Origin of the sequence: Microbacterium sp. 4R-513, from assembly GCF_011046485.1 — a bacterium.
GTDB lineage: Bacteria > Actinomycetota > Actinomycetes > Actinomycetales > Microbacteriaceae > Microbacterium.
Genome location: NZ_CP049256.1, coordinates 2399879 through 2425575, shown reverse-complemented (window position 1 = coordinate 2425575; position 25697 = coordinate 2399879). Strand labels below are relative to the sequence as shown.

Annotated in this window: 34 protein-coding genes; 20 read left to right on the top strand and 14 right to left on the bottom strand. The window is 71.7% G+C overall.

Annotation, left to right across the window (positions count from 1 at the left end; genetic code table 11):
* Window position 1: 1 nt before the first annotated feature.
* A complete protein-coding gene (locus G5T42_RS10600) occupies window positions 2-352 on the bottom strand; it encodes a VOC family protein (protein ID WP_241245777.1) in 351 nt (116 codons plus the stop codon).
* A gap of 160 nt (window positions 353-512) precedes the next feature.
* Here G5T42_RS10600 and G5T42_RS10595 point away from each other — a divergent pair, with 160 nt between their 5' ends.
* Entirely contained in the window at window positions 513-725 is a 213-nt protein-coding gene (locus tag G5T42_RS10595) for a DUF2945 domain-containing protein (RefSeq protein WP_165128372.1), read from the top strand.
* A gap of 20 nt (window positions 726-745) precedes the next feature.
* On the opposite strand, the gene G5T42_RS10590 is transcribed toward G5T42_RS10595, so the two are convergent.
* The gene (locus G5T42_RS10590) at window positions 746-1258 is read right to left on the bottom strand and encodes a bifunctional nuclease family protein (RefSeq protein ID WP_165128370.1); all 513 of its coding nucleotides are present in this window, start codon (window positions 1256-1258) and stop codon (window positions 746-748) included.
* A gap of 136 nt (window positions 1259-1394) precedes the next feature.
* Here G5T42_RS10590 and G5T42_RS10585 point away from each other — a divergent pair, with 136 nt between their 5' ends.
* On the top strand, window positions 1395-2423 hold the full coding sequence (locus G5T42_RS10585) for an LLM class flavin-dependent oxidoreductase (protein WP_165128368.1): 1029 nt from the start codon (window positions 1395-1397) through the stop codon (window positions 2421-2423).
* 28 nt (window positions 2424-2451) lie between these two features.
* Here the strand turns inward: G5T42_RS10585 and G5T42_RS10580 are convergent, their stop codons facing one another.
* Both G5T42_RS10580 and G5T42_RS10575 read right to left on the bottom strand, forming a co-directional pair.
* On the bottom strand, window positions 2452-2814 hold the full coding sequence (locus G5T42_RS10580) for a DUF3054 domain-containing protein (protein ID WP_165130192.1): 363 nt from the start codon (window positions 2812-2814) through the stop codon (window positions 2452-2454).
* Between the two features lie 169 nt (window positions 2815-2983).
* Window positions 2984-3742 carry an MBL fold metallo-hydrolase gene (locus G5T42_RS10575; protein ID WP_165128366.1) on the bottom strand — a complete coding sequence of 253 codons (759 nt, stop codon included), beginning with the start codon at window positions 3740-3742 and terminating at the stop codon, window positions 2984-2986.
* A 139-nt stretch (window positions 3743-3881) separates the two neighbouring features.
* Between G5T42_RS10575 and G5T42_RS10570 the strand changes: the two genes are divergently transcribed.
* Window positions 3882-4271 carry an HNH endonuclease signature motif containing protein gene (locus G5T42_RS10570; protein WP_165128364.1) on the top strand — a complete coding sequence of 130 codons (390 nt, stop codon included), beginning with the start codon at window positions 3882-3884 and terminating at the stop codon, window positions 4269-4271.
* Here the strand turns inward: G5T42_RS10570 and G5T42_RS10565 are convergent.
* Together G5T42_RS10565 and G5T42_RS10560 are read right to left on the bottom strand one after the other, a co-directional pair.
* The gene (locus G5T42_RS10565; protein WP_165128362.1) at window positions 4220-5116 is read right to left on the bottom strand and encodes an SDR family oxidoreductase; all 897 of its coding nucleotides are present in this window, start codon (window positions 5114-5116) and stop codon (window positions 4220-4222) included. The genes G5T42_RS10570 and G5T42_RS10565 overlap by 52 nt on opposite strands.
* A 38-nt stretch (window positions 5117-5154) precedes the next feature.
* Window positions 5155-6033, bottom strand: a complete 879-nt coding sequence (locus tag G5T42_RS10560) for an SMP-30/gluconolactonase/LRE family protein (RefSeq protein WP_165128360.1) — start codon at window positions 6031-6033, stop codon at window positions 5155-5157.
* Between the two features lie 175 nt (window positions 6034-6208).
* On the opposite strand from G5T42_RS10560, the gene G5T42_RS10555 reads away from it, so the two are divergent.
* From G5T42_RS10555 to G5T42_RS17715, 5 genes are read left to right on the top strand one after another with little or no spacing between them, the layout of a single operon-like run.
* The gene (locus G5T42_RS10555; RefSeq protein WP_165128358.1) at window positions 6209-6622 is read left to right on the top strand and encodes a CBS domain-containing protein; all 414 of its coding nucleotides are present in this window, start codon (window positions 6209-6211) and stop codon (window positions 6620-6622) included.
* Window positions 6619-6951: a hypothetical protein gene (locus G5T42_RS10550; RefSeq protein WP_165128356.1), complete on the top strand. Its 333-nt coding sequence runs from the start codon at window positions 6619-6621 to the stop codon at window positions 6949-6951. The genes G5T42_RS10555 and G5T42_RS10550 overlap by 4 nt, the downstream gene beginning before the upstream one ends.
* Before the next feature lie 20 nt (window positions 6952-6971).
* The gene (locus G5T42_RS10545) at window positions 6972-7166 is read left to right on the top strand and encodes a DUF2795 domain-containing protein (RefSeq protein WP_165128354.1); all 195 of its coding nucleotides are present in this window, start codon (window positions 6972-6974) and stop codon (window positions 7164-7166) included.
* Window positions 7163-7474, top strand: a complete 312-nt coding sequence (locus G5T42_RS10540) for a DUF2188 domain-containing protein (protein ID WP_165128352.1) — start codon at window positions 7163-7165, stop codon at window positions 7472-7474. Before G5T42_RS10545 ends, G5T42_RS10540 begins: the two co-directional genes overlap by 4 nt.
* 44 nt (window positions 7475-7518) lie before the next feature.
* Window positions 7519-7890, top strand: coding sequence for a sugar ABC transporter ATPase (locus G5T42_RS17715; RefSeq protein ID WP_241245776.1), 372 nt, complete (start codon window positions 7519-7521; stop codon window positions 7888-7890).
* Window positions 7891-8056: 166 nt separating this feature from the next.
* Here G5T42_RS17715 and G5T42_RS17910 read toward each other — a convergent pair whose 3' ends face one another.
* On the bottom strand, window positions 8057-8182 hold the full coding sequence (locus G5T42_RS17910; RefSeq protein WP_277601750.1) for a hypothetical protein: 126 nt from the start codon (window positions 8180-8182) through the stop codon (window positions 8057-8059).
* 226 nt (window positions 8183-8408) lie between these two features.
* On the opposite strand from G5T42_RS17910, the gene G5T42_RS10530 reads away from it, so the two are divergent.
* Window positions 8409-8801 (top strand): hypothetical protein, encoded by a 393-nt coding sequence (locus G5T42_RS10530; RefSeq protein WP_241245775.1) that lies wholly within the window; start codon window positions 8409-8411, stop codon window positions 8799-8801.
* A 115-nt stretch (window positions 8802-8916) separates the two neighbouring features.
* Here the strand turns inward: G5T42_RS10530 and fdhD are convergent, their stop codons facing one another.
* Window positions 8917-9783: a formate dehydrogenase accessory sulfurtransferase FdhD gene (gene fdhD, locus G5T42_RS10525; protein ID WP_165128350.1), complete on the bottom strand. Its 867-nt coding sequence runs from the start codon at window positions 9781-9783 to the stop codon at window positions 8917-8919.
* A 165-nt stretch (window positions 9784-9948) separates the two neighbouring features.
* Window positions 9949-11007 (bottom strand): GTP 3',8-cyclase MoaA, encoded by a 1059-nt coding sequence (gene moaA / locus G5T42_RS10520; RefSeq protein ID WP_241246064.1) that lies wholly within the window; start codon window positions 11005-11007, stop codon window positions 9949-9951.
* 191 nt (window positions 11008-11198) lie between these two features.
* On the opposite strand from moaA, the gene G5T42_RS10515 reads away from it, so the two are divergent.
* From G5T42_RS10515 to G5T42_RS10495, 5 genes are all read left to right on the top strand, one after another.
* A complete protein-coding gene (locus G5T42_RS10515) occupies window positions 11199-12644 on the top strand; it encodes a cytochrome ubiquinol oxidase subunit I (protein ID WP_165128346.1) in 1446 nt (481 codons plus the stop codon).
* 12 nt (window positions 12645-12656) lie between these two features.
* On the top strand, window positions 12657-13688 hold the full coding sequence (gene cydB / locus G5T42_RS10510; RefSeq protein WP_165128344.1) for a cytochrome d ubiquinol oxidase subunit II: 1032 nt from the start codon (window positions 12657-12659) through the stop codon (window positions 13686-13688).
* A 127-nt stretch (window positions 13689-13815) separates the two neighbouring features.
* On the top strand, window positions 13816-15510 hold the full coding sequence (cydD, locus tag G5T42_RS10505) for a thiol reductant ABC exporter subunit CydD (RefSeq protein ID WP_165128342.1): 1695 nt from the start codon (window positions 13816-13818) through the stop codon (window positions 15508-15510).
* A gap of 20 nt (window positions 15511-15530) precedes the next feature.
* Window positions 15531-17222 carry a thiol reductant ABC exporter subunit CydC gene (cydC, locus tag G5T42_RS10500; protein ID WP_165130190.1) on the top strand — a complete coding sequence of 564 codons (1692 nt, stop codon included), beginning with the start codon at window positions 15531-15533 and terminating at the stop codon, window positions 17220-17222.
* Between the two features lie 18 nt (window positions 17223-17240).
* Window positions 17241-17780 carry a GNAT family N-acetyltransferase gene (locus G5T42_RS10495; RefSeq protein WP_165128340.1) on the top strand — a complete coding sequence of 180 codons (540 nt, stop codon included), beginning with the start codon at window positions 17241-17243 and terminating at the stop codon, window positions 17778-17780.
* On the opposite strand, the gene G5T42_RS10490 is transcribed toward G5T42_RS10495, so the two are convergent.
* The 5 genes from G5T42_RS10490 to G5T42_RS17495 all read right to left on the bottom strand — a co-directional run bounded on the left by G5T42_RS10490 (window position 17777) and on the right by G5T42_RS17495 (window position 21578).
* Window positions 17777-18373, bottom strand: coding sequence for a GNAT family N-acetyltransferase (locus G5T42_RS10490; protein WP_165128338.1), 597 nt, complete (start codon window positions 18371-18373; stop codon window positions 17777-17779). The two genes, G5T42_RS10495 and G5T42_RS10490, sit on opposite strands and share 4 nt — an antisense overlap.
* A 112-nt stretch (window positions 18374-18485) precedes the next feature.
* Window positions 18486-19616, bottom strand: coding sequence for an ABC transporter ATP-binding protein (locus G5T42_RS10485; protein ID WP_165128336.1), 1131 nt, complete (start codon window positions 19614-19616; stop codon window positions 18486-18488).
* Window positions 19592-20395, bottom strand: a complete 804-nt coding sequence (locus G5T42_RS10480) for an ABC transporter permease (RefSeq protein ID WP_165128334.1) — start codon at window positions 20393-20395, stop codon at window positions 19592-19594. The genes G5T42_RS10485 and G5T42_RS10480 overlap by 25 nt, the downstream gene beginning before the upstream one ends.
* The gene (gene modA, locus G5T42_RS10475) at window positions 20392-21183 is read right to left on the bottom strand and encodes a molybdate ABC transporter substrate-binding protein (protein ID WP_206535625.1); all 792 of its coding nucleotides are present in this window, start codon (window positions 21181-21183) and stop codon (window positions 20392-20394) included. Before modA ends, G5T42_RS10480 begins: the two co-directional genes overlap by 4 nt.
* Window positions 21180-21578, bottom strand: a complete 399-nt coding sequence (locus G5T42_RS17495; RefSeq protein WP_206535624.1) for a TOBE domain-containing protein — start codon at window positions 21576-21578, stop codon at window positions 21180-21182. The genes modA and G5T42_RS17495 overlap by 4 nt, the downstream gene beginning before the upstream one ends.
* Window positions 21579-21677: 99 nt before the next feature.
* On the opposite strand from G5T42_RS17495, the gene G5T42_RS10470 reads away from it, so the two are divergent.
* The 6 genes from G5T42_RS10470 to G5T42_RS10445 are packed head-to-tail and all read left to right on the top strand — an operon-like array spanning window position 21678 to window position 25695.
* Complete coding sequence (locus G5T42_RS10470; RefSeq protein WP_165128330.1) at window positions 21678-22781, top strand: HesA/MoeB/ThiF family protein; 1104 nt, start codon at window positions 21678-21680, stop codon at window positions 22779-22781.
* A complete protein-coding gene (gene glp / locus G5T42_RS10465; protein WP_165128328.1) occupies window positions 22778-24031 on the top strand; it encodes a gephyrin-like molybdotransferase Glp in 1254 nt (417 codons plus the stop codon). Before G5T42_RS10470 ends, glp begins: the two co-directional genes overlap by 4 nt.
* A complete protein-coding gene (gene moaC, locus G5T42_RS10460; protein ID WP_165128326.1) occupies window positions 24028-24546 on the top strand; it encodes a cyclic pyranopterin monophosphate synthase MoaC in 519 nt (172 codons plus the stop codon). The genes glp and moaC overlap by 4 nt, the downstream gene beginning before the upstream one ends.
* Entirely contained in the window at window positions 24543-25196 is a 654-nt protein-coding gene (locus G5T42_RS10455) for an NTP transferase domain-containing protein (RefSeq protein WP_165128324.1), read from the top strand. The genes moaC and G5T42_RS10455 overlap by 4 nt, the downstream gene beginning before the upstream one ends.
* Window positions 25193-25462 carry a DUF6457 domain-containing protein gene (locus G5T42_RS10450; protein ID WP_165128322.1) on the top strand — a complete coding sequence of 90 codons (270 nt, stop codon included), beginning with the start codon at window positions 25193-25195 and terminating at the stop codon, window positions 25460-25462. Before G5T42_RS10455 ends, G5T42_RS10450 begins: the two co-directional genes overlap by 4 nt.
* Window positions 25462-25695, top strand: a complete 234-nt coding sequence (locus tag G5T42_RS10445; RefSeq protein WP_165128320.1) for a MoaD/ThiS family protein — start codon at window positions 25462-25464, stop codon at window positions 25693-25695. Before G5T42_RS10450 ends, G5T42_RS10445 begins: the two co-directional genes overlap by 1 nt.
* The last annotated feature ends 2 nt before the right edge of the window (window positions 25696-25697 follow it).

Genomic DNA, 25697 nt, shown 5'->3' with positions numbered 1-25697 from the left:
CTCAGCCGGCGTCCTCGATGAGGTGCAGCTGCGTGCCGTCGAGGTCGATGAGGTAGCCGGCGCGCTGACCCCACTCCTGCAGGGCGATCGGGATGAGCCGCGGGATGCCGGTCACGACCTCGGGCACTCCGCTGGCCCGGACGGCGGCGAAGAGCTCGTCGAGGTCGGCGACACGGATGCTCGCCATGAACCAGCTCGCATACGGGTCGTGCTCCGGCGCGAGGAAGAACTCGAGCACGACCGTTCCCCGGCCCAGGATCAGCCAGCCGCCGTCGTCGTAGACGACCTCGAATCCGAAGCCGCCGTAGAACTCCTTCGTCGCTTCGAACGACCGCGAAGGAAGGTTGGGCACCGCACGATCCACCACGTCCCGAACTTACGACGCACCGTGGAATCACGGAAGAGCCCGCGGGCCGGGCCGTCAACCCCGTTCCGCCTGGCGTCGCACGCGGCGAGGATCCGAGGACGGATGCCGCATCCCGGCGGCCCGCACAACGAACGAAGGGACCGCCGTGGCGAACGACCTCTCGAAAGGCGACCGGGTCAGCTGGAACACCTCGCAGGGACGCACCCAGGGCAAGGTCGTCGAGAAGCGGACGAGCGACTTCCAGTTCGACGGCCAGAAGTTCACGGCGTCGTCGGACGAACCGTCCTACATCGTCGAGTCCGAGAAGAGCGGCGAGCGCGCCGCGCACAAAGGTTCGGCACTGCGCAAGCTCTCGTGACTCAGAAGCTCTCCTGAGGGCTAGCGGAAGTCCTCGGGGTCGACGTCGTCGATGAACTTCTTGAACTCGTCGAGGCGCTCGCTCAGGTCGGCATCGGCTTCGAACCCCTCCCCCGCCTCGGTGACGGTGTCGGCCATCCCGGCCTCCTCCATCACCGCATCGGCGACCCAGATGGGGGCGCCCACACGGGAGGCGAGGGCCACGGCATCCGACGGCCGCGAGTCGACGATGCGCTCTCCGGCCGCCGTCGCGAGGGTGATCTCGGCGTAGAACGTGCCGTCGTCGATGCGCGAGACCTCCACCCGGGTGACCTCGGCGCCGACCGCGTCGAGAAGGCCCCGCATGAGATCGTGCGCCAGCGGGCGGGGCACCTCCGCGCCCTCGATCGCGATGAGGATCGACGTCGCCTCCTGCTGCCCGATCCAGATGGGCAGGATCTGCCCCTCGCCCGGCAGCTCGTCGATGGGCTTCAGCAGGATGACATGCTGCTGCGTCGCATCGAGAGCGACGCCGGCGACCCGCACCTGGACCATGTCGCTCTCCCTCCGTGGCGGAAGCCTCATGCCATCGTAGGCACGGCCGCGCGCGAGCGGGGCACGCCGACGGCTCACGGATGCGCCTAGTCCTATTCACCGGAATGGATGCCGCGGGCGTACGGTTGCAGACATCGTGAAGCGCTTCGGAACACTCTCGTTCGGACACTACGGACCGCTCGGCGGAGGTCATCAGCTCTCCGCCGGCGACTCGATGCTGCAGGCGATCGACCTCGCGCAGGGCATGGACGAGCTGGGCGTCAACGGCGCCTACTTCCGCGTCCACCATTTCGCACGGCAGCAGTCCTCGCCCATGCCGCTCCTCGCGGCGATCGCGGCGCGGACCGAGCACATCGAGGTCGGGACCGGCGTCATCGACATGCGCTACGAGAACCCGCTCTACCTCGCTGAGGAGGCGGCATCCGTCGACCTCATCAGCGGCGGACGCCTCGCGCTCGGCGTGAGCCGCGGGTCACCCGAGACCGTCGTCCGCGGGTACGAGGCGTTCGGCTACACGGGATCGGAGGACCCGCGCGGAGCCGACATCGCCCGCGACCACTTCGCCCGCTTCCTCCGCGCGATCGAGGGCGAGGGACTCGCCGAGCGCGACGCGCGGAGTCCCTTCGGCGGAGGGACCGGCCTGCAGCGCATCGAGCCGCACTCACCTGGCCTGCGCTCACGCGTGTGGTGGGGCGCCGGCAACCGCGACTCCGCCGAGTGGGCGGGGCGCACCGGCGTCAACCTCATGTCGTCCACCCTCCTCACGGAGGACCGGGGGCTGCCCTTCGACCTCCTGCAGGCCGAGCAGATCGACGCGTTCCGCGCGGCCTGGCGGGACGCCGGGCACGCCGGCGAGCCGCGCGTGTCGGTAAGCCGCTCCATCTTCCCCCTCACCACCGCCGAGGACGAGCTGTACTTCGGCGGCCGCCAGGACGGCGAGGGCGTGGGCTACATCGACGGCATGCGGTCGACCTTCGGCAAGACCTACGCCGCCGCTCCCGACGTGCTGATCGAGCAGCTCAAGCAGGACGCGGCGATCGCGAGCGCCGACACGCTGATGCTCACGATCCCGAGCCAGCTCGGCGTGGAGTTCAACCTGCGCATCGTCGAGTCGTTCGCGAAGCACGTCGCCCCGGCGCTGGGCTGGGAGAGCACGAGGGACTGACGACGGATGCCTCGGCATCCGTCGCCCGCTACTTCTGCGCGGCGCGCTCCCGGCGCCTCGTGACCACGAGCACGAGCGCGCGCCAGCCGACGAGGAACGCGAACAGCACGATCGCCGCCACGATGACGAACGGGATCGCGATGCCCTGACCGGCGAGGGTGCGCAGGAGCATCCCGACGACGAGCGTCGCGCCCCATACGCCGAGTCCCGTGCGGATGGGCGGCAGCGGGGCTCGCCACGCGCCCTGAACGAGCCACCCGACCACCACGCCGACCAGGAACGGCCAGGCGGTCTCGAAGAGGCCGGCGAGGGCGTCCTCGCCGTGGCTCGCGCGCCCGATGGCCGCGAAGACGATGACGAGCGCGACGTCGATGGCCAACGCGCCGGCCACCCATCCGGCGGCGGGTCGCGGCGGCGCAGGTCTGGTCGGCTCGAACGTCACGGCACCAGCCTACGGACGTCGTGGCGAGCCTCCGGACGTCGGCCCGAACCGTCGGACGTCGGCGCAGACTTACTGACGTCCGGGCGAACCTACGGACGTCGGCGCGAATCTACGGACGTCAGGCCACCTTCTGCCGCAGAGCGTCCTTCACGGCTCGGCGGACGTCGCCCTCGTACGGCCGGCCGTGGCCGGGAAGCACGAGCGTGGCCTCGGTGGCGCCGAGGTTCTGGAGGCTCACGAGGGCGGTCGAGGCATCCGCCGTGGCGGCCCGCGCGACCACCCGCGGGCCCGTGCGTCCGGTGTAGGGATCGAGCGTCACGAGCGCATCTCCCGAGAACAGGATGCCGCGGTCGACGAGATGGAATCCGCAGTGGCCGTTGGTGTGGCCGGGAGACCACACCGGCACGAGACCGCCGGGCACCTCGAGAGGCTGCGTCGGGACGACGTCGACGACGGGGGTGATCCCCTTGACGCCGAACGCTCCCGCAGCCGCCATCGCCGCGAGGATCGGGATGCCTCCCGGGTGGCGGAAGGGGTAGAGCCAGCGCGGTGACTCGTGGGCGTAGCGGTACGGATGCTGGGCGAGCAGCGCATCGGCGGGATGGATGTGCGACTCGACGCCGTGCTCGTCGGCCAGCCGGCGGCTCAGGCCGACGTGGTCGAAATGACCGTGGGTGAGGATCACGGCGTCGATGTCGGACGCCCGCGCCCGCACCTCGCCCAGCGCCCTCTCCAGCAGCGGCCATGTGCCCGGCACGCCGGCGTCGATGAGGGTCATGCCGTCTCCGGCCACCACCAGATAGCAGTTCACCCCGGCCTTGTGCAGGCGGTAGACGCCCTCCGCGACCCCCGTGACGCCGTCCCGCTCCCGTGCCATGCCCCCACTCTGTCCCGGGGGACGGATGCCGCGACTGGGGGTTGCCCCTCGGCGCACGCGGATGCTAATCGGCCGGGCGCCTCGACGATCGCCGTGGTGTCGTCGCCCCGGGAGCACCGTGCGCGGCTAGCGTGACGGCATGGCCGCCCCTCGCACCCGCCGCGCCCGCGCGCAACGCCGCCGCGCGAAGCGCGTCGCCGCGGCGGACAACGATCTCACGACCGCGGAGTGGACGGCCATTCGCGACGCGTGGGCCGGTTGCGCCTATTGCGGCGTCGCGGCGGTACCGCTGCAGCGCGACTGCGTGCTGCCGATCTCGCGCGGGGGCCGGTACACCCTCGAGAACGTCGTGCCGGCGTGCCGCTCGTGCAACGCCAGCAAGTGCAACGACGAGGTCACCTCGTGGATGCGGCGCCGCCGCCTCGACGAGCCGCGTTTCCTGCTGCGGCAGGTCGAGGTCGTGCGGACGCTGCGGGCTCAGGGTGTGGGCGAGCCTCCGGTGACGGCGAGCGTCTCGCCGGCGACGTAGCTCGACTCCGCCGAAGCGAGGAACACGTAGGCGGGCGCCAGCTCGGCCGGCTGTCCTGCGCGGCCGATCGGCGTCTGCTGGCCGAAGGACTCGATCTTCTCCTGCGGCTGACCCTCGGTGACCTGCAGCACGGTCCAGATCGGTCCGGGCGCCACGGCGTTCACGCGAATGCCCTTCGGTGCGAGCTGCTGCGCGAGGGCTTTCGTGAAGGCGTTGATCGTGGCCTTCGTCGAGGCGTAGTCGACCAGGATCTCGGACGGCTGGTAGGCCTGGATCGAGGTCGTGTTGATGATCGTCGAGCCCGGCTGCAGGTGCGGCAGCGCCGCCTTCGTCACCCAGAACATGCCGTAGACGTTGGTCTTGAAGGTGTCGTCGAACTGCTCGTCCGTGATGTCGGTGAGGCTCTCCTGGAAGACCTGCTTGCCGCCGTTGTTGACCACGATGTCGAGGCCCCCGAGCCCGTCGACCGCCTGCTGCACGAGGTCGCGGCAGTACGCGGCATCCCGGAGGTCACCCGGAACGGTGAGCACCGTCACACCCGCCTCCTTCACGATGCCCGCGACGTGCTGGGCGTCCTCCTCCTCCTCGGGCAGGTACGACATCGCGACATCGGCCCCCTCCCGCGCGAAGGCGATCGCCGTGGCGGCGCCGATGCCCGAGTCGGCACCCGTGATGAGCGCCTTCCGCCCCTGCAGCCGGCCGCTTCCGCGGTAGGTGTCCTCGCCGAGGTCCGGCTTGGGGTGGAGCTTCGCCTCGAGACCCGGCTCGGGCTGCTTCTGCTTCTCGGGGTCGAAATCCGCGTAGAGCTCTGCGGGATTGGTGAAGGTGTACTGGTCGCGGGACATAGGACTCTCCTGTTCTGTCGTGGGACTCATGGATGCTGTCAGCCGCCGCCGAACGTGCGGACGGGCCGTCCTCGGCCCATCCCGTCGACGCGGAAGATCGAGCCGCTGCGAGGGCTCTCGGCGAGCTTCTCCTCGTCGACCCCGTCACGCGCGGACGCCACGAAGAGGATGTCGAGGTCGGGACCGCCGAAGCCGACCGAGGTCACGGCGGGTGCCGGAAGCGGAACGGTGTCGAGCGCCTCGCCGTCGAGACTCCACCGCTGCACGATGCCGGCGCCGTAGATCGCGCCCCAGAACGACCCGTCGGCGTCGAGCGTCAGTCCGTCGACGAGATGGCCGCCGAAGAACGGCTCGAGCGGTCCGCTCGCCCCGAAGCGCCCATAGGGCGCGAGGTAGACCGTCTCGTCGGAGGTGTCGGCGATGAACCACGATTCGCCGCCCGGCGACCAGTCCATGCCGTTCGCGCAGTTGAACCCGCCGGCGAGCACGCGCACGCGTCCGTCGGCCTCGAAGCCGTAGACGCGAGCATCCGAGGCATCCGTCGTCTCATCGATCGACCCGACCACGAAGCGGCCGAACGGATCGACCTTGCCGTCGTTGAAGCGGATGCCCTCGTGCGCGTGCCGGATGGTGGCGAGCGTGCGCACGATCGCGCCGTCGGCGTCGAGGAGCACGACCGAGTCGCGAAGCGCCGCGACGTATCCGCCGCCCGCGGCGGGCTGGACGACGCTCAGCGGAGCGGGGAGTTCGACGACGCGGTCGTCCGTGCCGTCGGGGGATCCGTCCAGTCGCGCTCGGTGGAGCGTGCCACGCCGGATGTCGACCCACACGAGCTCGTCGGTGCGCGCGTCCCACCAGATGCCCTCTGACAGGAGCGCCCCTTCTCCACTGCGGAACACGGTGGGTTCGGCGTCCATGCCCCCACGCTAGGAGGCCGCCGCCCGGACCCGACGGGGGGTTGCATCGGGCTCCAGGCTTCGATACGGAGGTCGACCCGTCGACCGCTACGCCCGGGAGCAGGGCTGTGTCAAGGGTCCTCCGCGGCGAGGCATACGTCCCTACCTTCGAAGCAGACGAGCGGAAGGGACGCACATGGCTCTGGCGCGCGACATCATGACTCCCAGCCCCCAATGCGTGGGCGAGGATCAGACGCTCTCGGAGGCGGCGCGACTGCTCGCGAGCCTCGACATCGGCGTGCTGCCGATCTGCGGCGACGACCAGAAGCTCATCGGCATGCTGACCGATCGCGACATCGTGGTGAAGGCGCTCGCCGAGGGTCTGGACCCCACGACGACCACGGCCGGGTCGCTCGCCGCCGGCAAGCCCGTCTACGTGCAGGCCGCCGACGACGTGCAGCAGGCGATGGATCTCATGAAGGAGCACCAGGTGCGCCGCATCCCCGTCATCGAGGACCACCGGCTCGTCGGCATCATCAGCCAGGCCGACATCGCCCTGACCGCCCCCGCCAAGCAGACGGGCCGCACCGTGGAGCAGATCTCCGAATGACCCCCGTCACTCCCCTTCACGCCGGTCCCACCCGCGTGCGCGAGCAGCCCGCCCTCGACACCGAGAAGCGCCGGCAATGGCTCGTGCCCGCCGGCATCCTCGCCGCCGTCGCCATCCTCGTCTTCGCGCTCACCGCGAGCCTCAACCCGCCCATCGGGCTCACCGGCATCATCCTGGTGTGCGCGTTCTACGGGGCGATGCTCGTGTGCGCGATGACGGTGGACAGCGTGAAGACCCGCAACCTCGCCTTCGCCTGGCTCATGGGAGCCATGTCGATCTCGACCACCCTGCTGATGCTGTTCGTCGTCATGACCGAGCAGCTGAGCTGACCACGATCGGAAGGGCAGAAATGGCAGACCAGCCGAACCCCATCGAGCTTCAGAAGCACCTCGCGGGCGTCGACTACCCCGCGAGCCGCGCGACTCTCGTCGAGGCGGCCCGTCGGAACGGCGCGCCCGACGACATCGTGTCGGCGCTCGAGAACTCCGGCAAGGACGACTTCGAGACGCCGGCCGAGGTGTCCGAGGCGGTCTTCAGCCGATGACCGACGCCGATACGAGCGGTCGCGCCGTCGAGACGTTCTCGAACCGCGGGCAGTGGGTGACGCGGGTCGCCGACGAGCCCGAGATGTCGCAGAGCTTCTCGAGCCGCGACGAGGCGGTCGAAGCGGGCGAACGACTCGCCGCGCGCCTCGGCACGACGCATCGAGTTGTCGAGAGCGAGCCCGAGGGCACGATCACCGACCAGGAGACGACGGATGCCGCGGCCCCGCGCGCCTCGCGAGGCGGCGAACGCGAGCTGCCCGACACGACGGATGACGACGGTGTGCCCGTCGAGAACCCGTCCGGGTGACCGCCCGCCCCACGACCGCCCGACCGACGACAGGAGGCAGTGACATGTCCACACCGGACTTCGAGGCCACGACCCGCGACGACTCGCTGGGTATCGACGAGCAGGATCCACTCGCCAACCAGACCGAGGACGCCGGCACGCTCGCCGACGGCGCCGAGGGGACCAACAGCTCCGCCGTCTCGGACAGCTCGATCGCAGACTATGACGACGGCACCGCCGACACGGACGGCGCCGACGCGGAGGATCCGGACATCCTCGCCGTCGACACCGACGAGTACTCCGACGAGCCCCACATGGGCAGCGTTCCCCGCGTCCTCGGCGAGGACGAGTACATGCCCGACACCCAGGGCGAAGACCCCATCTACGCCGAGCTCGGCGACGAGGGCCAGGGCGATCTCGCCCCGGAGGATCTATGACGAGCAGCCCCTAGGAGACCTCGACCTGTCCGCCGCCGCGGCGACCTCATCGGAAACGCGCGGGACGACGCACACGCACCTTCAGAGGCGTTCGGCGGACGGGTCGCCGTACCGGAGCCGATGACACCGCACGGGGTGTCGTCGGCTCCTGTGCGTCTGCCGCCGTTCAGTCGGCCGATCGGAAGATCACGCCGACGCGACGGTCCTCGGACTCCCACGAATCGGCGTCGCCGCACAGCGCCGCCTCCAGCCGGGACGGGTAATCCCGCCCGCACGTCGTGCACTCGAACATGCCGTCCCCCTTCACGCACCGCGAGGCCGCTTCCCCACATCACGCGATCCTGCCTTCGACGGTAGCGACGTCGCCGCGGGCGACGATTGCGCGCCGGGCACAACATCCACCCGCGTTGCCGCGAGAGGGTCCACAACCGCACGGACCCCGAGGAGCTTCGCACGCTCACCCGTGCCGGGCGAAACGGTGCCCATCTCCGGTGCTCGGGATCGCTAGAGTCGTCCGCATGGCCACCAAGAGCAACCGCCGACCCGCCACGACGAGCAACCGCCGACCCACGACGATGGCGCAGGACGACGACCTCGGGAGCAAGTCGGTCCTCTGGGGCTACCTGTCCGGCATCATCGTCGCCGCGTTCATCGCGATCCCGCTCTCGGCGGCGTTCGCCTTCGCAACGCACCCGAACACGCAGCAGCTGTTTTCGGGTCGCCTCTCGGACGCGACGCGCGGGGGCTACATCGCCTTCTGGTGGCTCGCGACCCTTCTGCTCGTCGCGCTGCCCTTCCTGGTCGGGTTCTCGGTCGCGAAGCTCTCCGGGCGCACGCTGGCCATCGTCGGCGGGATCATCGGCGTCTTCGTCGTCGCGATCCTCATCGTCGGCCAGACCTTCGTCTTCTGACGCGGGCTCTTCGACGCATCCGCTCTCTGACGCGCGTTCTCTGACGCGCGTTCTCGGACGCCCATTTCCCTGACGCGCCGGCACCCTGGGCCGCCGTCGCGGCTCGGGATCCCGCTCAGACCGTCACGTGCGCCGGCACGCGGATGCGGTCGGCCCGCGAGTAGACGTTCATCGACCTGCCCCGCAGGAATCCGACGAGCGTGAGACCGGATGCCTCGGCCAGCTCCACCGCCAGCGAGGACGGCGCCGACACCGCGGCGAGCATGGGGATGCCCGCCATCACGGCCTTCTGCACCAGCTCGAAGCTCGCTCGCCCCGATACCTGCAGCACCGTGCTGCGCAGCGGAAGTCGATCGTTGAGGACCGCCCAGCCCACGACCTTGTCGACGGCGTTGTGACGCCCCACGTCTTCCCGCAGCACGAGGAGCTCGCCGGTCTCGGCGTCGAACAGTGCGGCGGCGTGAAGTCCGCCGGTCTTGTCGAAAACGGCCTGCTGGGCCCGCAGCAGGTCGGGGAAGCCGACGAGGGCCTCGGCATCCACCACCGTCCCATCCGCCGCGACATCGTAGGCGGACACGGTCTCGACCGCCTCGATCGAGGCTTTGCCGCACAGGCCGCATGAGCTCGTCGTGTAGAAGTTGCGGGCGAGATCGGCTGAGGGCAGCGCGACCCCGGGTGCGAGGGAGACGTCGAGCACGTTGTAGGTGTTCTCGGTCGTGCCGGCGAGCGGGCCGCCGGTGCCGGGGCCCCCGCAGTGGATCGCCGAGCGGAAGTGCTCACCGGCCGAGATGACGCCCTCCGAGACGAGGAAGCCCGCCGCGAGCTCGACGTCATGCCCCGGCGTCCGCATCGTGACGACGAGAGGCGTCCCCGCGATGCGGATCTCGAGCGGCTCCTCGACGGCGAGCGTGTCGGGGCGGCGCGTCTCGCCCACGCCGAGCGTGATCTTGACGACCGGGCGCCGTGCCGTGATCCGTCCCATGACTTCAGGGTATGCCCGGCCCGTCGGGCGCGGACCGGTCGCTCTCGCCTGCCGGGACCGTTTCGTCTGCGGCGATCCACCCCTCCGGCCGATCGCCGGCTCTCCCCGGTCGTTGAGCGAGCGAAGCGAGACGAAACGCGCGGGACCCGGCGAGGAACGCCGGTGTCAGCCGCCGATGGCGTTCATCCCACGGGCCGGCTGGAGGAACCCGGGGTCGTTGATGGCGTGACCGGGGAGCTTCCCGTGGACGCAGGAGCGCAGCATCCGATCGATCCCGCCGTCGACCGCCTCGCCGCCGGCGCGCAGGATGGGCAGCAGGTCGTACTCGGTCGTCGAGAAGAGGCAGTTGCGCAGCTGCCCGTCGGCGGTGAGGCGCAGGCGGTCGCAGTCGCCGCAGAACGGCGCGGTGACAGACGCGATGACCCCCACCGTCCGGGGACCGCCGTCGAGCATCCACCGCTCGGCGGGTGCTCCCCCGCGCCCCGGCACCGGCGTGAGGTGCCACCGCTCCGAGAGCTTCGCGAGGATCTCGTCCCGCGTCACCATGCGCGACCGCTCCCACGTGTGCCCGGCATCGAGAGGCATCTGCTCGATGAACCGGAGCTCGGCGTCGTGCGCGACGGCGAATTCCACGAGGTCGACGAGCTCGTCGTCGTTGACGTCCCGCATCGCGACCGCATTCAGCTTCAGGGGGCGAAGACCGGATGCCGCGGCCGCCGCGATCCCGGCGAGCACATCGTCGAGGCGGTCACGGCGCGTCAGATCGCGGAACCGGTCGCGCCGCAGCGTGTCCAATGAGATGTTGAGTCGCCGAAGCCCAGCCGCTGTGAGACCGGGGAGGAATTCGGGCAGGCGGATGCCGTTCGTGGTCATTGCGAGCTCGACAGGCCGGCCGTCGGGACCCCGGATCTCGCCGAGCCGCGCCACGACCTCCACGATGTCGGGGCGCAGGAGCGGCTCGCCGCCCGTGAGCCGGAAGGTCGTGACGCCGTCGGCCGCCGCGACCGTGGCGACCCGCACGATCTCGTCCAGGGTGAGGATGCTCGACTTGGCGAGCCACTCGTTCCCCTGCTCGGGCATGCAGTACGTGCAGCGCAGCGAGCAGCGGTCGGTGAGGGAGATCCGCAGGTCGCGATGCACGCGCCCGTAGCGGTCGACGAGCGGATCGCCGGGCTCGCGGAGGGCGACGGCATCGGCATCCGCGACGCCGCGGGCTCGCGGCATCCCGATAGTCACCGGAATCGTCGTCATCGGGCGCACCTCCCGTCCCTTGCTCCAGGTTAGTCGCGCGGCTCGGGGCCGTATGGTCAGACCACATGTCTCGCCGTCGAACTAAACGCGACGTTCTGCCCCACGAGGCCCCCTCTTCCTGTGTACCGTGGGCCGCAAGTCCCCCGTGACCTGGAGGAAATCGCATGGACTGGCTCGATCCGCTGCTGCTCGCCCGCTGGCAGTTCGGCCTCACGACGCTGTACCACTTCCTGTTCGTGCCGCTCACGCTGGGCATGGCGCTGACCGTCTCGATCTTCCAGACGGCCTGGTTCCGGACGGCGAACGTGAAGTGGCTCCACTTGACCCGCTTCTTCGGCAGGATCTTCCTCATCAACTTCGCGATGGGCGTCGTGACGGGCATCGTGCAGGAGTTCCAGTTCGGCATGAACTGGTCGTCGTACTCCCGCTTCGTCGGCGACGTCTTCGGCGCTCCGCTCGCCTTCGAGGGGCTCATGGCCTTCTTCTTCGAGGCGACCTTCATCGGCCTGTGGATCTTCGGGTGGGACAAGCTCCCGAAGGGCCTGCATCTCGCGAGCATCTGGATCGCGACGATCGGCGCCTGGTTCTCGGCGTACTTCATCCTCGCCGCGAACGCCTTCATGCAGAACCCGGTCGGATACCAGATGGCGCAGGACGGCAGCCGCGCCGAGATGACCGACTTCTTCGCCGTGCTGACGAACCCCGTCGCCCTCGCGGCGCTGCCCCACACGCTGTTCGCCGCCTTCATGATGACGGCGGGCGTCATCATCTCGATCTCGGCCTGGCAGCTCGCCCGCGGTCGGAACGTCGAGATGATGCGGTCGTCCCTCAAGTACGGACTGTGGGGCATGATCGTCGCGTTCGCGGGTGTCGCGCTGTCGGGCGATCAGCTCGGGCTCGTCATGGTCTCGACGCAGCCGATGAAGATGGCGGCCGCCGAGGCGATGTTCAACAGCGCATGCGGGGCGGATGCCTCGTTCTCGATCTTCACGCTGGGCACCCCGGACGGCTCCAGCGAGCTCTTCTCGATCCGCGTGCCCTACCTGCTGGCGTTCCTCTCGACGCACTCGCTGAACGGCTGCGTCGAGGGCATCAACGACCTCAACGCCGAGTACACGACCCAGCTCTTCCCGCAGTTCGCCGACCAGGTCGACGGCAGCTTCGCACCTGTTCTCTGGGTGACGTACTGGTCGTTCCGGTGGATGATCGGCCTCGGGGGCGTCGCCGCGCTCACCGCCGTCGTCGGCCTCTGGCTCACGCGCAAGAACGCCAAGCGTGAGGTGCCGGCGTGGGCGTGGAAGCTCGCCATCTGGGCCTGGCCCGCATCGCTCTTCGCGATCCTCGTCGGCTGGATCTTCACCGAGATGGGCAGGCAGCCCTGGATCGTCTTCGGGCTCATGCTCACGCAGGACGGCGTCTCGCCGAGCGTCCCCGGATGGACGGTGCTCATCTCGCTGCTGTCGTTCACCGCGATCTACGCCGCCCTCGCCGTCGTCGAGATCGGCCTCATCATGAGGACCGCCAAGAAGGGCCCCGACCCATTGCCCGGCCCCGATGACCCCCACCCGTCCGAACTGGCGCTCGAAGACACGCCCACGACGGTGTACTAGGAGGAGCTCGCCATGGATCTCGCATACCTCTGGTTCTTCATCGTCGGCTTCCTCTTCGTCGGCTACTTCGTCCTGGACGGGTTCGACTTCGGCGTCGGCATGTCGCTCCCCTTCCTGGGCAGGGACGACGTCTCACGCCGGCAGATCATCAACACGATCGGCCCCGTGTGGGACCTCAACGAGACGTGGATCATCGTCGCCGGCGCGTGCCTGTTCGCCGCCTTCCCGGAGTGGTACGCGACCCTCTTCAGCGGGTTCTACCTCGCGCTGCTGCTCATCCTGCTGACGCTCATCCTGCGGGGCGTCTCATTCGAGTACCGTCACCAGCGGGACAGCCTGAAGTGGAAGAAGGGCTTCGACCGGATGATCGTCATCGGCTCGGCCGTGCCCGCCTTCCTGTGGGGCGTCGCCGTCGCGAACATCGTCCACGGCGTGCCGCTCGACGCGAACCACGAGTTCACAGGATCGCTCGTGACGCTGCTGAACCCGTACGCGCTCGTCGGCGGGCTCACGACGCTCCTCCTCTTCTTCACGCACGGCGTGTACTTCGTCGCACTGAAGACCGACGGGCAGGTCCACCTCGACGCCCGCCGGCTCGCGCGGCGCAGCGGCATCCTCACCGTCGTCGTCGCGGCCGTCTTCCTCGTCTGGACGATCCTCAACGCCTCGACGGCGGGTGCCCCGGCCCTCTGGCTCGTCGTGCTCCTGTCGGCCGTCGCAGCGCTCAGCCTCATCGCGTCCCTCGTGGCGAACGCGCGCGACAGCGAAGGCTGGGCGTTCGCGCTCGGCGCGGCGACCATCGTCGCGGCGGTGCTGGCCCTGTGGTTCGCGCTCTTCCCCAACGTCATGCCCTCGACGACGGATGCCGCGAACAGCCTGACGATCGAGAACGCGTCGAGCACCGACTACACGCTCACGATCATGAGCTGGGCGGCGCTGATCTTCCTGCCCCTCGTGCTGCTGTATCAGGGCTGGACGTACTGGATCTTCCGCAAGCGCGTCTCGCGCAGCCGCATCGAGCGCGCCGCCGCGGTGGTGCACTGATCCGGCGGGCTTACGCGCGGTGCGCCGGGACCACACATCCGCGCTCGAGCCGCCGCATCGGAGCGGCACGAGCGGGGAGTCTGGCGCACGGACGGATGGGTTCGCGGGTGAGGAGGGTCGAACAGGGATGAGTGGGACGGATGCCGGGGCGCGGCGCACGCCGCCGGTCGACCCTCGGCTGCTGAAGTACGCCGGCGCCTCCCGCGGCTTCTTCCTGGCGGTCGCGGTGATCGCGGTGTGCCAGACGCTCGTGATCATCGCGTTCGCCTGGCTCATGACCTCCGCGATCGTCGGCGCCGTCGAGGGGATGCCGCTGTCCGCCCTCGCGCCGACGCTCGGCCTCCTCGCGGCCGTCGTCGCGGTCCGAGCCGTGCTGCTGTGGGCGCGCGACAGCGTCGCAGCGCGGGCGGCCGCTCAGGTCGAGCTGCAGCTGCGCGACACGCTCGTCGGCGCGGTCGGCGTGCTGGGTCCGGAGTGGACCGAGCGGCACAACTCGGCGCAGCTCGCCGTCACCGCCGGGCGCGGACTCGCCGCTCTCGAGGCCTACTTCGGGCGCTACCTCCCCCAGCTCGTGCAGACCGTCATCGCGACGCCGATCCTCGTCGCGGTCATGTGGTGGCAGGACTGGATCTCGGGCCTCACCGTTCTGCTGACCCTCCCCCTCATCCCGGTCTTCATGGTGCTCATCGGCCTCGCGACGCGCACGGTGCAGCAGCGCCAGTGGAAGACGCTGCATCAACTGGCCGCGCGGTTCTCCGACACGGTGCAGGGCCTCTCGACACTCAAGGTGTTCGGCCGGCAGCACCGCGCCGCGGCATCCATCGCCTCGGTCACCGAGCGGTACCGGACCGAGACCATGAAGGTGCTGCGCGTCTCGTTCCTGTCCGGCTTCGCGCTCGAGTTCCTCGCTTCGATCTCGGTCGCGATCGTCGCCGTCTCGATCGGCTTCCGCCTGCTCGACGGCTCGCTCGCGCTCATGGTGGGGCTCTTCGTCCTCCTGCTCGCGCCCGAGGCGTATCTGCCGCTGCGGCAGGTCGGAGTGCAGTTCCACGCGGCGGCCGAGGGCATCGCCGCGACCGACGACGTGTTCGCGGTGCTGGATGCCGCGGCCCCACGCCGTCCATCCACGCCTCCGTCGGCGGATCCCGCGAAAGGGCCGCGCACCGGGATGCACGCCACTGCGGCCCCCGGCATCCTCACGCTCGAGGGGGTGCGCGTCCGGCGCGGCGAGCGGCTCCTTCCGCCCATCGACCTCGTCGTGCGGCCCGGCGAGGTCGCTCTGCTGGAGGGACCGAGCGGCTCGGGCAAGTCGAGCGTCCTGGCGGCGCTCCGCGGCGCCGCGGGGTTCGAGGGCACCGCCGCGTACGGCGGCCGCGACGTGCGCGACCTGGTGCCCTCCGGGTGGCTCGCGTGGGCGGGTCAGCGACCCGGCCTCGTGGCGGGACCCATCGGCGCCAATGTCGCTCTGGGCGACCCCGTGCCCGACGCCGCGGTCATCCGCCGGGCGCTCGAACTCGCCGGCGCGGGCGACCTCGACCCCGAGGCCGAGCTCGGCGTGCAGGGCGCCGGACTCTCCGGCGGCCAGGCCCAGCGCGTCGCCGTCGCGCGGGCCTTCTACCGGCACCTGCGCGGCTTTGCGCCGGTTGTCGCGCTCGACGAGCCGAGCTCGGCTCTCGACACCCGCACGGAGGCGCGGCTCTGGGCGTCGGTGCGGCTCCTCGCCGATGCGGGCGCTGCCGTCGTGCTCGTCTCGCACCGCGTGTCGGCGCGGACGATCGCTGACGCCGTCGTGCACCTCGAGCCCAGTGAGGTGCCGGCATGACGTCCCTCGACCGGCGCACGATGGCGGGCGCCTCGCCGGCGCTCGCCCCGTCGACTCCCGCCGCCGTCCTCCGCGGCGCCATGCCGCCCGCCAGGCGGTTCTGGCCGGGTGCCGCATCGGCCTTCCTGTCCGAGGCATCCGCTGTCGCGCTCCTCGCCGTCAGCGCCTGGCTCATCGTGCGGGCGAGCGAGCAGCCCCTCGTGATGTACATCACGGCGGCGGTCGTCGGCGTGCGTCTCTTCGCGATCAGCCGCGCGGCCTTCCGCTACCTCGACCGGCTCGCGAGTCACGACGCGGCCCTGCGCCAGCTGGCGACCAGCCGGGCCGACCTCGTGCGCCGACTCATCCCGCTGGCCCCCGACGGTCTCACCCGCACGCGGCGCGGCTCGGTGCTGGCGGCGCTCGTCGACGACGTCGACGACCTGCAGAACCTGCCCCTTCGCGTCGTGCAGCCGCTCGTCGCGTCGGCGGCCGTCGCGGTGGGCGCCGTCGTGCTCGTGGCGTTCGCCTGGTGGCCGGCCGCCGTGACGCTCGCTGCGTGCCTCGCGATCGCGGGGGCCGCGGCGATCCTCTGGGGCTGGGTGGCCGGGGCGAGGGCGGAGCGCGCGGTCGCTCCGCTGCGCTCACGCCTGTCCGACGCCATCGTCGACCACCTCGGCAGCCTCGACGTCCTGATGGCGTACGGCGCCGAGGACGAGAGCCGCCGACGCATCCGGGAAGCCGATGCCGCTCTCCGCCGCGCCGTCGTCCGTCGGAGCGGTGCGCAGGCCGGCACCTCCGCCCTCGTCTCACTCCTCGCCGGCGCGGCATCGATCGCCGCCATCGCCGTCGCGGCGCCCGGGGTCTTCGACGGTGGACTGTCCGCACCGGCTCTCGCGGTCGTCGTCCTCGTGCCGATGGCGGTGTTCGAGGTCTTCTCCACCGTCCCCCTCGCGGCGTCTTCCTGGCGGCAGGTTCGGGCGGCCGCCGCGCGGATCGCGGCATCCCTCCCGGCCGACCCGCCCGAGGGACTCGTCATCGAGGCGATCCCGGCGACCGGCGAAGCACCCCCGCTCGGCGACGGGCTCCGCCTGCGCGACGTGTCGGCGCGCTGGCCTGGGGCACACCGTGCGTCCCTCGCCGGCATCGACCTCGACGTGCGGCCGGGCGAACGCGTTCTCGTGGTGGGCGCGAGCGGCGCCGGGAAGACGACTCTCGCCCACGCCCTCGTGCGCTTCCTCGACACCTCGGGCGAGTACGCGATCGGCGGGACGGAGGTGCACGACCTCGCGGGCGACGACGTCCGCCTCACCGTCGGGCTGTGCGAGCAGCACCCCATGCTGTTCGACGAGGACATCCGCCAGAACCTGCTCTTCGCTCGTGACACCGCGACCGACGCCGACCTCCACGCCGTCCTCGACCGCGTGGGCCTCGGCGGTTGGCTGCGCGAACGGGGCGGGCTCGGCGCGCGCGTCGGAGAGCGCGGGGCGCTCGTCTCGGGAGGACAGGCACAGCGCCTCGCCCTCGCCCGAGCGCTGCTGCGGGGCTTCCCCGTGCTCGTGCTCGACGAGCCGACCGCGGGTGTCGACCCCGAGGCATCCGATGCCCTGCTCAGCGATCTGCTCTCCGCGGTGGGAGACGATCAGGCCGTCGTGCTCATCTCGCACGTGACTGTGCCCGCGGGTCTCGTCGACCGGGTCGTGCGTCTCGAGGGCGGCCGGGTAGCCGCCTGACCCAGGTAGCGTCGACGCATGGCCGACGTGAGGGTGCGCAGAGCGACCGTCGACGATGCCCGGGCGATCGCCACGATCCGCATCAGGACGTGGCGCGAGGCCTACCGCGGCCTCATCCCCGAGGAGGTCATGGATCGGTTCGACATCGATCGCGAGACGGAGCGGCGCACCGTGCACTGGGACGATCGTCACGCCGACCCGCAGAGCGTCGAGCTGATCGCCGAAGTCGACGCGGAGCCCGTCGGGTGGGCGACGGCCGGCCCGTCGCGCGACGATGACGGCTCGGGCGAGGTCTATGCGATCTACGCTCTGCCGGAGCACTGGTCCACCGGCGTCGGGCATGCGCTCCTGGTCGAGGCGGAGCGGGCGCTCAGGGCTGCCGGCTTCCGCCGAGCGCACCTCTGGTATCTCGACGGCAACGAGCGCGCGGCATCCTTCTACGAGCGCCACGGCTGGATCGAGGACGGGCGCACCAAGCTCGATGACCGGCTTCTCGGCGACGAGCAGGTGGCTCCGCTGCTCGAGCGCCGGCGCGTCCGCGACCTCGTCGAGAGCTAGAGCGCCATTCCGAAGGCCTGCACGCCTTCGTGCGACGGCAGGGCCGTGAAGCCCAGACGCGTATAGAACGCGAGCGCCCCGGTGTTGCCGCTCGAGGCGACGAGGTGCAGGCCCGTCACGCCGCGCTCGCGCAGGGCGGCGACGAGCGTGTCGATGAGGCGCCGGCCCCAGCCCTGCCCCTGCAGCTCCGGAAGCAGGTCGATGTGGAGGTGCGCGGGGTATGCGTCACCGTAGGGCTCGGCGCCGGCGTGCCGGCCGTAGGCATAGCGAAGGGTGCCGTCCTGCCGGCTGCGCTCCTCGTCCGGCCGCGGCCACCGCTCGGCGAACCGCGGCCACCACTCGGTCGCGAACCACACCTCGAACTCGCGCGTGTCAGGAGCGCACACGACGTATCCCGCGACGCGGCCGTCATCGGTCTCGACGACGAACGCGAGGTCGGGATGCCTCGCCGCATACGGCAGAACGAAGATCTGCGCCCAGATCTCGTCGTCCTCGAAGAGACCGGTCGCATCGACCCCCTCGTCGGCGGTCCGAAGGCAGATGTCGGCGAGCGCGGGCTCGTCGCCGGGACGGAACGGACGGATGCGGGGCACGCGCCGAGTCTAGATGCGGGCGCCGACGCGGTCCCGTCCGACGGAGCCGCGGGGGGGGTGCGTCGTCTCGGGTAGCGATGCCGGGCCGTCTCACTCCGCGATGGCCGGCGTCTCACGCCGGGATGAAGCGCACGTCTCCGGCGTCCACGCGAAGACGCACCGGAGCGCCGGGCACGAGAGCCGCCTCGGCAGCCCGGTCGGCCGGGAGGTCGACGGCCACCTCCGGCTCGGCCGTCCGCACGCGGACGCCGGCGGGCGTCTGCTCGAGGCGCACGACGCGCGCGAGCCACTTCCCCGCATCGCGCGGGGAGCCGTCGGATGCCTCGGGCGGCACGGCCCCCGACTCGGACGCCCCGTCGATCCGCTCCAGGCGCACCGCAGCCGGCGAGAACACCGCGGCCAGACGTCCCTCCTCCCCCGCGTCGCCACGCCCGGCGTCGAGGACGAGCCCTCCGCTGGCCCACCGGTCCGAGGCGAGTGTGCCCACGACGCGGTTGAGTCCCGAGACTGCGGCGACGAAGCGCGTCGCGGGGGCGGCGAGGACGTCGCGCACGGGTCCGGCCTGTGTCACCCGGCCGTCTTCGACGACGACGAGCCGGTCCGCGAGAGACACCGAGTCCACGGCGTTGTGCGTCGCGACGACGGCCGTCGTCCGCGTCGCGGTGAGCTGCTCCCGCACCATGGCCCGGATGTCGGCGGCGGTCTCGGTGTCGAGCGACGTCAGCGGCTCGTCCAGCAGCAGAAGGGACGGCGCCGTGGCGAGGGCGCGGGCGATCGCGACACGCTGCTGCTGCCCGCCCGAGAGCTGCGCCGGGCGCCGGGCGCCCATCCCGTCCAGTCCGACGCGCGACAGCCATTCGTCGGCTTCGCGATGGGCGGTCGGCTTGTCGACGCCGCGCGCGAGCGGCCCGAAGGCGACGTTCTGGTGCGCCGTGAGGTGCGGGAACACGCGCGGGTCCTGGCCGAGGAGCACGACGCCGCGCTTCGACGGCGTCACATGCGCGCGGGGTCGGGGTGCGGCATCCAGTGTCCTTCCGCCCACCCGGACATGTCCCTCGCCCAGTGGCACCAGACCTGCGATGGCGCCGAGGAGCGTCGACTTTCCGGCGCCGCTGGGCCCCATGACGGCGACGACCTCACCGGGCGCGGCGACGACCGTCGCGTCGAGCACCAGGCCGTGTCGCGGCACGACCACCCGTGCATCGAGCGCCTCGCCGGTCACCGGGGCGTCTCCGGTCGCCACGCCCGGACGAGCAGCAGCACGCCGATGGCCGTCACCAGCAGGAGGAGCGAGAGGGCGACCGCCGAGCCCTGCGTGATCCCCGCGCCGTTGAACGCCGTGTAGATCGCGAGCGGCATCGTCTGCGTCACGCCCGGCGCGTTGCCCGCGAAGAGGGCCGTCGCGCCGAACTCGCCGACCGCGCGCGCGAAGCACAGGACGATGCCCGCGATCAGGCCGGGGCCGGCGAGAGGGAGAGTGACCCGTCGCAGGATGGTCCAGCGGCCGGCCCCCAGCGCGGCGGCCGTCTGCTCATACCCGACGCCGCTCGTGCGGAGCGACCCCTCGACAGCGAGCACGAGGAAGGGCAGCGCGACGAACGTCTGTGCGAGGACCACCGCCGGCGTCGAGAACGGGAGACGGATGCCGATCTCGGCCAGAGCTCCTCCGAGCCAGCCGGTGCGACCGAACAGGAAGAGAAGAGCGATGCCCCCGACCATGGGAGGCAGCACGAGCGGAACCGTCACGAGGGCCCGGAGCACGCCCGCGAGGCGCGGGCCGCTTCGTGCGATGAGCAGCGCGAGCGGCACGCCGAGCACGACGCACACGAGGGTCGCCACGAGGCCCGTGCCCAGCGAGAGAAGAAGGGCCGAGATCGCCTCCGGTGCCGTGACATCGGCCCAGAGGGTCGACCAGTCGACGCGTGCGACCAGCGTCAGAAGCGGCAGGACGAGAAGCGCGAGACCGACGACCGCAGGCAGCAGCAGGATCTGCGGGACGAAGCCCGCCCCTTCACGTCTCACGGCTTCCCGAAGCCGCGCGCCTCGAGCACCGCCTGCCCGTCCGGGCCGAGGACGAACGCTTGGAAGGCGGCCGCCGCCGCGCGATTCGCGGCGTTCCTCAGCGTCGCGATCGGGTAGCGGTTGACGACCTCGGCGGCGCCGTCGGGCACGATGGAGTCGACATCGGTGCGCCCCTTGACGTCGGTGGCGTAGACGAGGCCCGCATCGGCTTCGCCGGCGGCGACCTTCGTGAGCACGGCGGTGACGTTCTGCTCGTAGCTCGCGGGGCTGACGCTGACCCCGGCGTCGGCGAGGAGCTTCTGGGATGCCGCGCCGCACGGCACCTCGGGGGCGCAGAGCACGACCGTGACACCGTCGTCGGCGAGGTCCGCGAGGCTCTCGACATCACCGGGGTCTCCCGCGGGCGTCGCGATGACGAGCGTGTTCGTCGCGAAGACCTCCGGGTCGCCGGCGAGACCGGCATCCGTCACCTTCGCCATGTTGTTCTCGTCGGCGGATGCGAAGAGGTCGGCGGGCGCGCCCTCGAGGAGCTGCGTCGCGAGGGTGCTCGATCCGTCGTACACGATCGGCTGCACGTCGATCTGCGGGTGCCGTTGCTCGAACTCCGTCGCGAGCTCGTCGAACGCGGCCTGGAGCGACGCCGCCGCATAGATCGTCAGGTCGCCGGTCAGCTCGTCGCCCGCGCCGGTGGGCGCCGTCGCCGACCCAGCATCGCCGGCCGACGACGCGCAGCCGGTCGCGAGGAGCGCTGCGAGAGCGACAGCTCCGGCCGCCAGGATGCGTCTCACAGAGTCCCCTTGGGCGTCTCGACGATGACGTTGGTGGCCTTGACGACCGCGACGGCGAGCGAGCCGACCTCGAGGCCGAGGTCGCGCACGGCTTCGGCCGACAGGAGCGACACGACGCGGTGCGGTCCCGCCTGGATGTCGACCTGGGCCATGATGCCGTCGGCCTGCACGCGCGTCACGAGACCCACGAACCTGTTGCGGGCGCTCGAGAGGACGTCCGTGGGATCGGATGCCGCGCGGGCGAGCTCGACCGCACGCTCGGCGAGCGCTTCGCCCGGGACCTCCGCGGGCGTGGCATTCGTCGTCGGGAGGACGCCCTGCTCGACCCATCGCCGGACGGTGTCGTCGCTCACGCCCAGGAGCCGAGCAGACTCGGCGATCTTGTAGCTCGGCATGGGCCGAGGATATCACCGCATCTGCGGCGAGGATCGGCTGGAATCTCCGCATCTGCGGCCGCTCGATCCCGGTGTCCGACCCGCGGATACCCTGGATGCATGCCTCTGCCACCGCTGGTCGAGCCCGTCGCCGCACTCGGCGAGACCGAGCGCGTGCGCACGGCGCGCCACACGCGGCTCATCGGCTTCGGCGAGGTCGCGCAGCGCCGGCTCGCGGCCGCCCGCATCGCCGTCGTGGGCGCGGGCGGGCTCGGCTCACCGGTCCTCTTGGCGCTCGCCGCGGCCGGCGTGGGCGAGCTGATCGTCGTCGACGACGACGCCGTCGAGCTCTCGAACCTGCAGCGGCAGATCCTCCACCGCGTCGGCGACGTGGGTGCGCCGAAGGTCGACAGCGCCGTCCGCGCCGCTGCCGACCTCGCCCCCGAGACGGTCGTGCGCCCCGTGCGCGAGCACCTGACCCCCGACAATGCGGCGCGCCTCCTCGCCGGCGCACACGTCGTGATCGACGGCACCGACACGTTCGAGACCCGCGAAGCCGTGGCATCCGCGTGCGAAGAGCTCGGCGTGCCTCTTGTCTGGGGAACCGTCCAGGGCTTCGACGCGCAGGTCACGGTTTTCTGGAGCCGCCCGCCGGGCGATGTCGCGCCCGTCGTGCTGGCCGACCTCTATCCCTCGGGAAGCGTGGGCGAAGTGCCTTCGTGCGCGGACGTCGGCGTGCTCGGCGCGCTCTGCATGCAGGTGGGTGCCCTCCTGGCCACCGAGGCGATCAAGCTCGTGACGGGGATCGGCGAGTCGCTGCTCGGCCGCGTCCTCGTGGTCGACGGGCTGCGTGCGCGGCAGCACGAGGTGGCGCTTCGCCGTGCGACGACGGATGCCGCGTCCCCCGCGCCGCTGCCCGATCCCGCGACCGTCGTGCCGTACGTCGGCCCGGCTGCGCTGGCGGGTGCCGTCATCCTCGACGTCCGGGAGGACGATGAGGTGGCGCTCGGGATGATCCCCGGCTCGCGTCATGTGCCCCTCGGCGAGCTGCTGGCTGACCCGTCGACGGTGCCGGCCACGGGGCGCGTGGTGGTGGTCTGCCAGGTCGGGATGCGCGCGCGCCGCGCCGCCGAGGCGCTTCGCGCGGTCGGGGTCGACGCCGAGGTCCTCGCCGGCGGCATCGAGGCGTGGCAGGCGTCCGGCGCCTCGCGGATGTCCGCGTGAGCGCGGACGGTCTGCGCGAGGTCGAGGAGCAGCAGGCCCTGATCCTCTCGCGCGTCGAGGCGATCGGGCTGGTCGATGCTCGTTCGATCCCGGTTCCGGCGGCGCTCGGCCGGACGCTCCGCGAGCCGCTCCGCGCCCGCGTCGACATCCCGGTCTTCGACAACTCCGGGATGGACGGCTTCGCTGTGCGATTCGACGACGTCATGGATGCCTCGCCCGACCGTCCGGTGCGGCTCCGGGTCGTCGCCGATCTGCCCGCCGGCACGGCCCTCGACCCTCCGGTCGCACCTCGTGAGGCGGCCCGGATCATGACGGGATCCCCCGTCCCCACGGCGACCGACGCGATCGTCCCCTTCGAGGACACCGCCGGAGGCCTCGCGGATTCCCTCGGCGAGATCGTCGTCGTGCGGGCGCCGCGTCGCGCGGGCGCGCACGTCCGCCGCCGCGGCGAGGACGCCGTCGTCGGCGACGAGCTCCTGCCCGCGGGCGTGGAGCTGGGCGCCCTCCAGCTCGCGGCGGCTGCCGCGGCCGGGGTGGCCGAGGTCGTCGTGTCGCAGCATCCCCGTGTCGTCGTCGTCTCGACCGGGTCCGAGCTCGTCGCCCCCGGCTCGCCGCTGGAGCGCGGCCAGATCCCCGAGTCGAACAGCGAGCTTCTCGCGGGGCTCGTCGCGGGCGCCGGCGCCGAGGTCGTGCTCCGGCTCAGTGTGCCCGACGACGGCGACGGACCGCTGCGGGCCATCGCCGAGGCATCTGCTCTCGGTGCTGACGCGGTGGTGTTCACGGGCGGAGTCAGCGCGGGAGCGTACGAGCCCGTCAAGACGCTGCTCACCGGCGCGATGGAGTTCACCGGGGTCCGGATGCAGCCGGGCAAGCCGCAGGGATTCGGCGCGACCGACGACGGGGTGCTGCTCTTCGGGCTGCCGGGGAACCCGGTGAGCGCGGCGGTCTCGTTCGAGGTGTTCGTCCGGCCCGCGCTCCTCGCGCTGCAGGGCCGCAGCGAGCTCCAACGCCCGATCCTGCGACTGCCGGCGCAGACGGCGTGGCGCACGCCTCCCGGCCGGCGTCAGTACCTCCCGGCCGCGATCGACCGTTCCGACCCGGCGCGCTGGACCGTCCGGCCCGCGACCGGCGGCGGCTCGGGATCGCATCTGGCCGGCGGGCTCGCCCGGGCTGAGGCCTACGCGATCGTGGGAGCGGAGACGGATGCCGTGGCACCCGGCGATCTCGTCGATGTCATGCTGATCTCATGAGCTTCACGCACCTCGACGAGTCCGGTCGCGCGCGCATGGTCGACGTTACGGCGAAGCAGCCGACAGTCCGCGCGGCGACGGCGCGGGGCTTCGTGCGGTGCTCGGTCGAGGTCGTGGCGGCCCTCCGCGACGGCAGCGTGCCGAAGGGAGACGTGCTGGCCGTCGCCCGCATCGCCGGCATCCAGGCGGCGAAGCGCACCCCCGACCTGCTTCCCCTCGCCCACGTCATCGGGGTCCACGGCGCGGCCGTCGACCTCGCGATCGTCGATGACGGCGTCGAGATCGAAGCCACCGTCCGCACCGCGGATCGCACCGGCGTCGAGATGGAGGCGCTCACCGCCGTGTCGGTGGCCGCCCTCGCGATCGTCGACATGGTGAAGGGGCTCGACAAGGCGACGTCGATCGAGAGCGTCCGGATCACGGCGAAAGAGGGCGGCCGGTCCGGCCGCTGGACGCGGCCGGGCGAGATCATCCCCTCGGACGCCGACGCCGACGCGCCCGTCGTCGAGTCGTGAGCGGACTCGACCCCGGCGGGCCGACGTTCGGCGCGATCCTCCTCGCCGGCGGCCGCGCGACCCGCGTCGACGGCGCCGTCAAGCCGCTCTTCGACGTCGGAGGACGCACTCTTCTGTCGCGGGCGGTGGACGCGGCCCGCGCGGCGCAGGCGCACCCCTTGGTCGTGGCGGCTCCCGTGCTGGACGAGAGCCTCGAGGTCGAGTGGGTCGCGGACGACCCGCCCTTCGGCGGACCCGTCGCAGGCATCGTCGCCGCCTTCGGCCGCTCCGACCTCTGGGAACGCGCGCCCGAGTGGACCTTCGTGCTCGCTTGCGACCTCCCCCAGGTCGGTGCGGCGGTCGAGCGGCTCGCGTCCGACGTCGTCCTCCTCCCGGCCGACACCGAAGGACTGTGCCTCGCGGATGCCTCGAGCCGCCCGCAATGGCTCACCGGCGTCTACCGCACGCGAGCGCTTCGAGAGGCGGCGCGCGCCATGCCGCACGCCGGTCGCCACGCGCCCGTGCGCGAGCTGCTCGCGGATCTCGCCGTCGCCGTGGTCGCGGCGTCCGATGACCTGACCGCGGATGTCGACACGTGGGAGGATCTCCACAGAGCCCGCGAAGCCGCGGCGCGCGGCACGCCACCGCCCGCCGCCGAGGAGGAGTCATGACCGAGGCATCCCGCACCCTTCCCCCCGAGGCGCTCGACGCGTGGGCCGCCGCGATGCGCGAGCGCTTCGGCCTCGCCGACGGCGACGTGCCGATCTCACTCATCCTGGATCTCGCGCGCGAGGCGGCGAACGGCGTCGCACGACCGGCCGCGCCGCTGAGCGCCTTCGTCGCCGGCCTCGTCGCGGGGCGCGCGGGAGGGTCGCAGGAGGATGTCGAGTCCGCCGTCGCCGCCGTGGTCGAGCTCGCCCAGGGCTGGGAAGCCTGATGGCGCGCGTCCGCTACTTCGCCGCCGCGGCCGAGGCCACCGGGCTCGAGGCCGAGCACCGCGGCGAGCGCACGCTCGGCGAGCTGCGGTCGGCCGTCTCGTCCGACCACCCGGGGCTCGGCGGCATCCTCCCCCGCTGCGCCGTCCTCGTAGGCGGCGCGCGCGTCGATGACGCCACCCCTCTCGGCACCGACGATCTCGTCGACGTGCTGCCGCCCTTCGCGGGCGGCTAGGC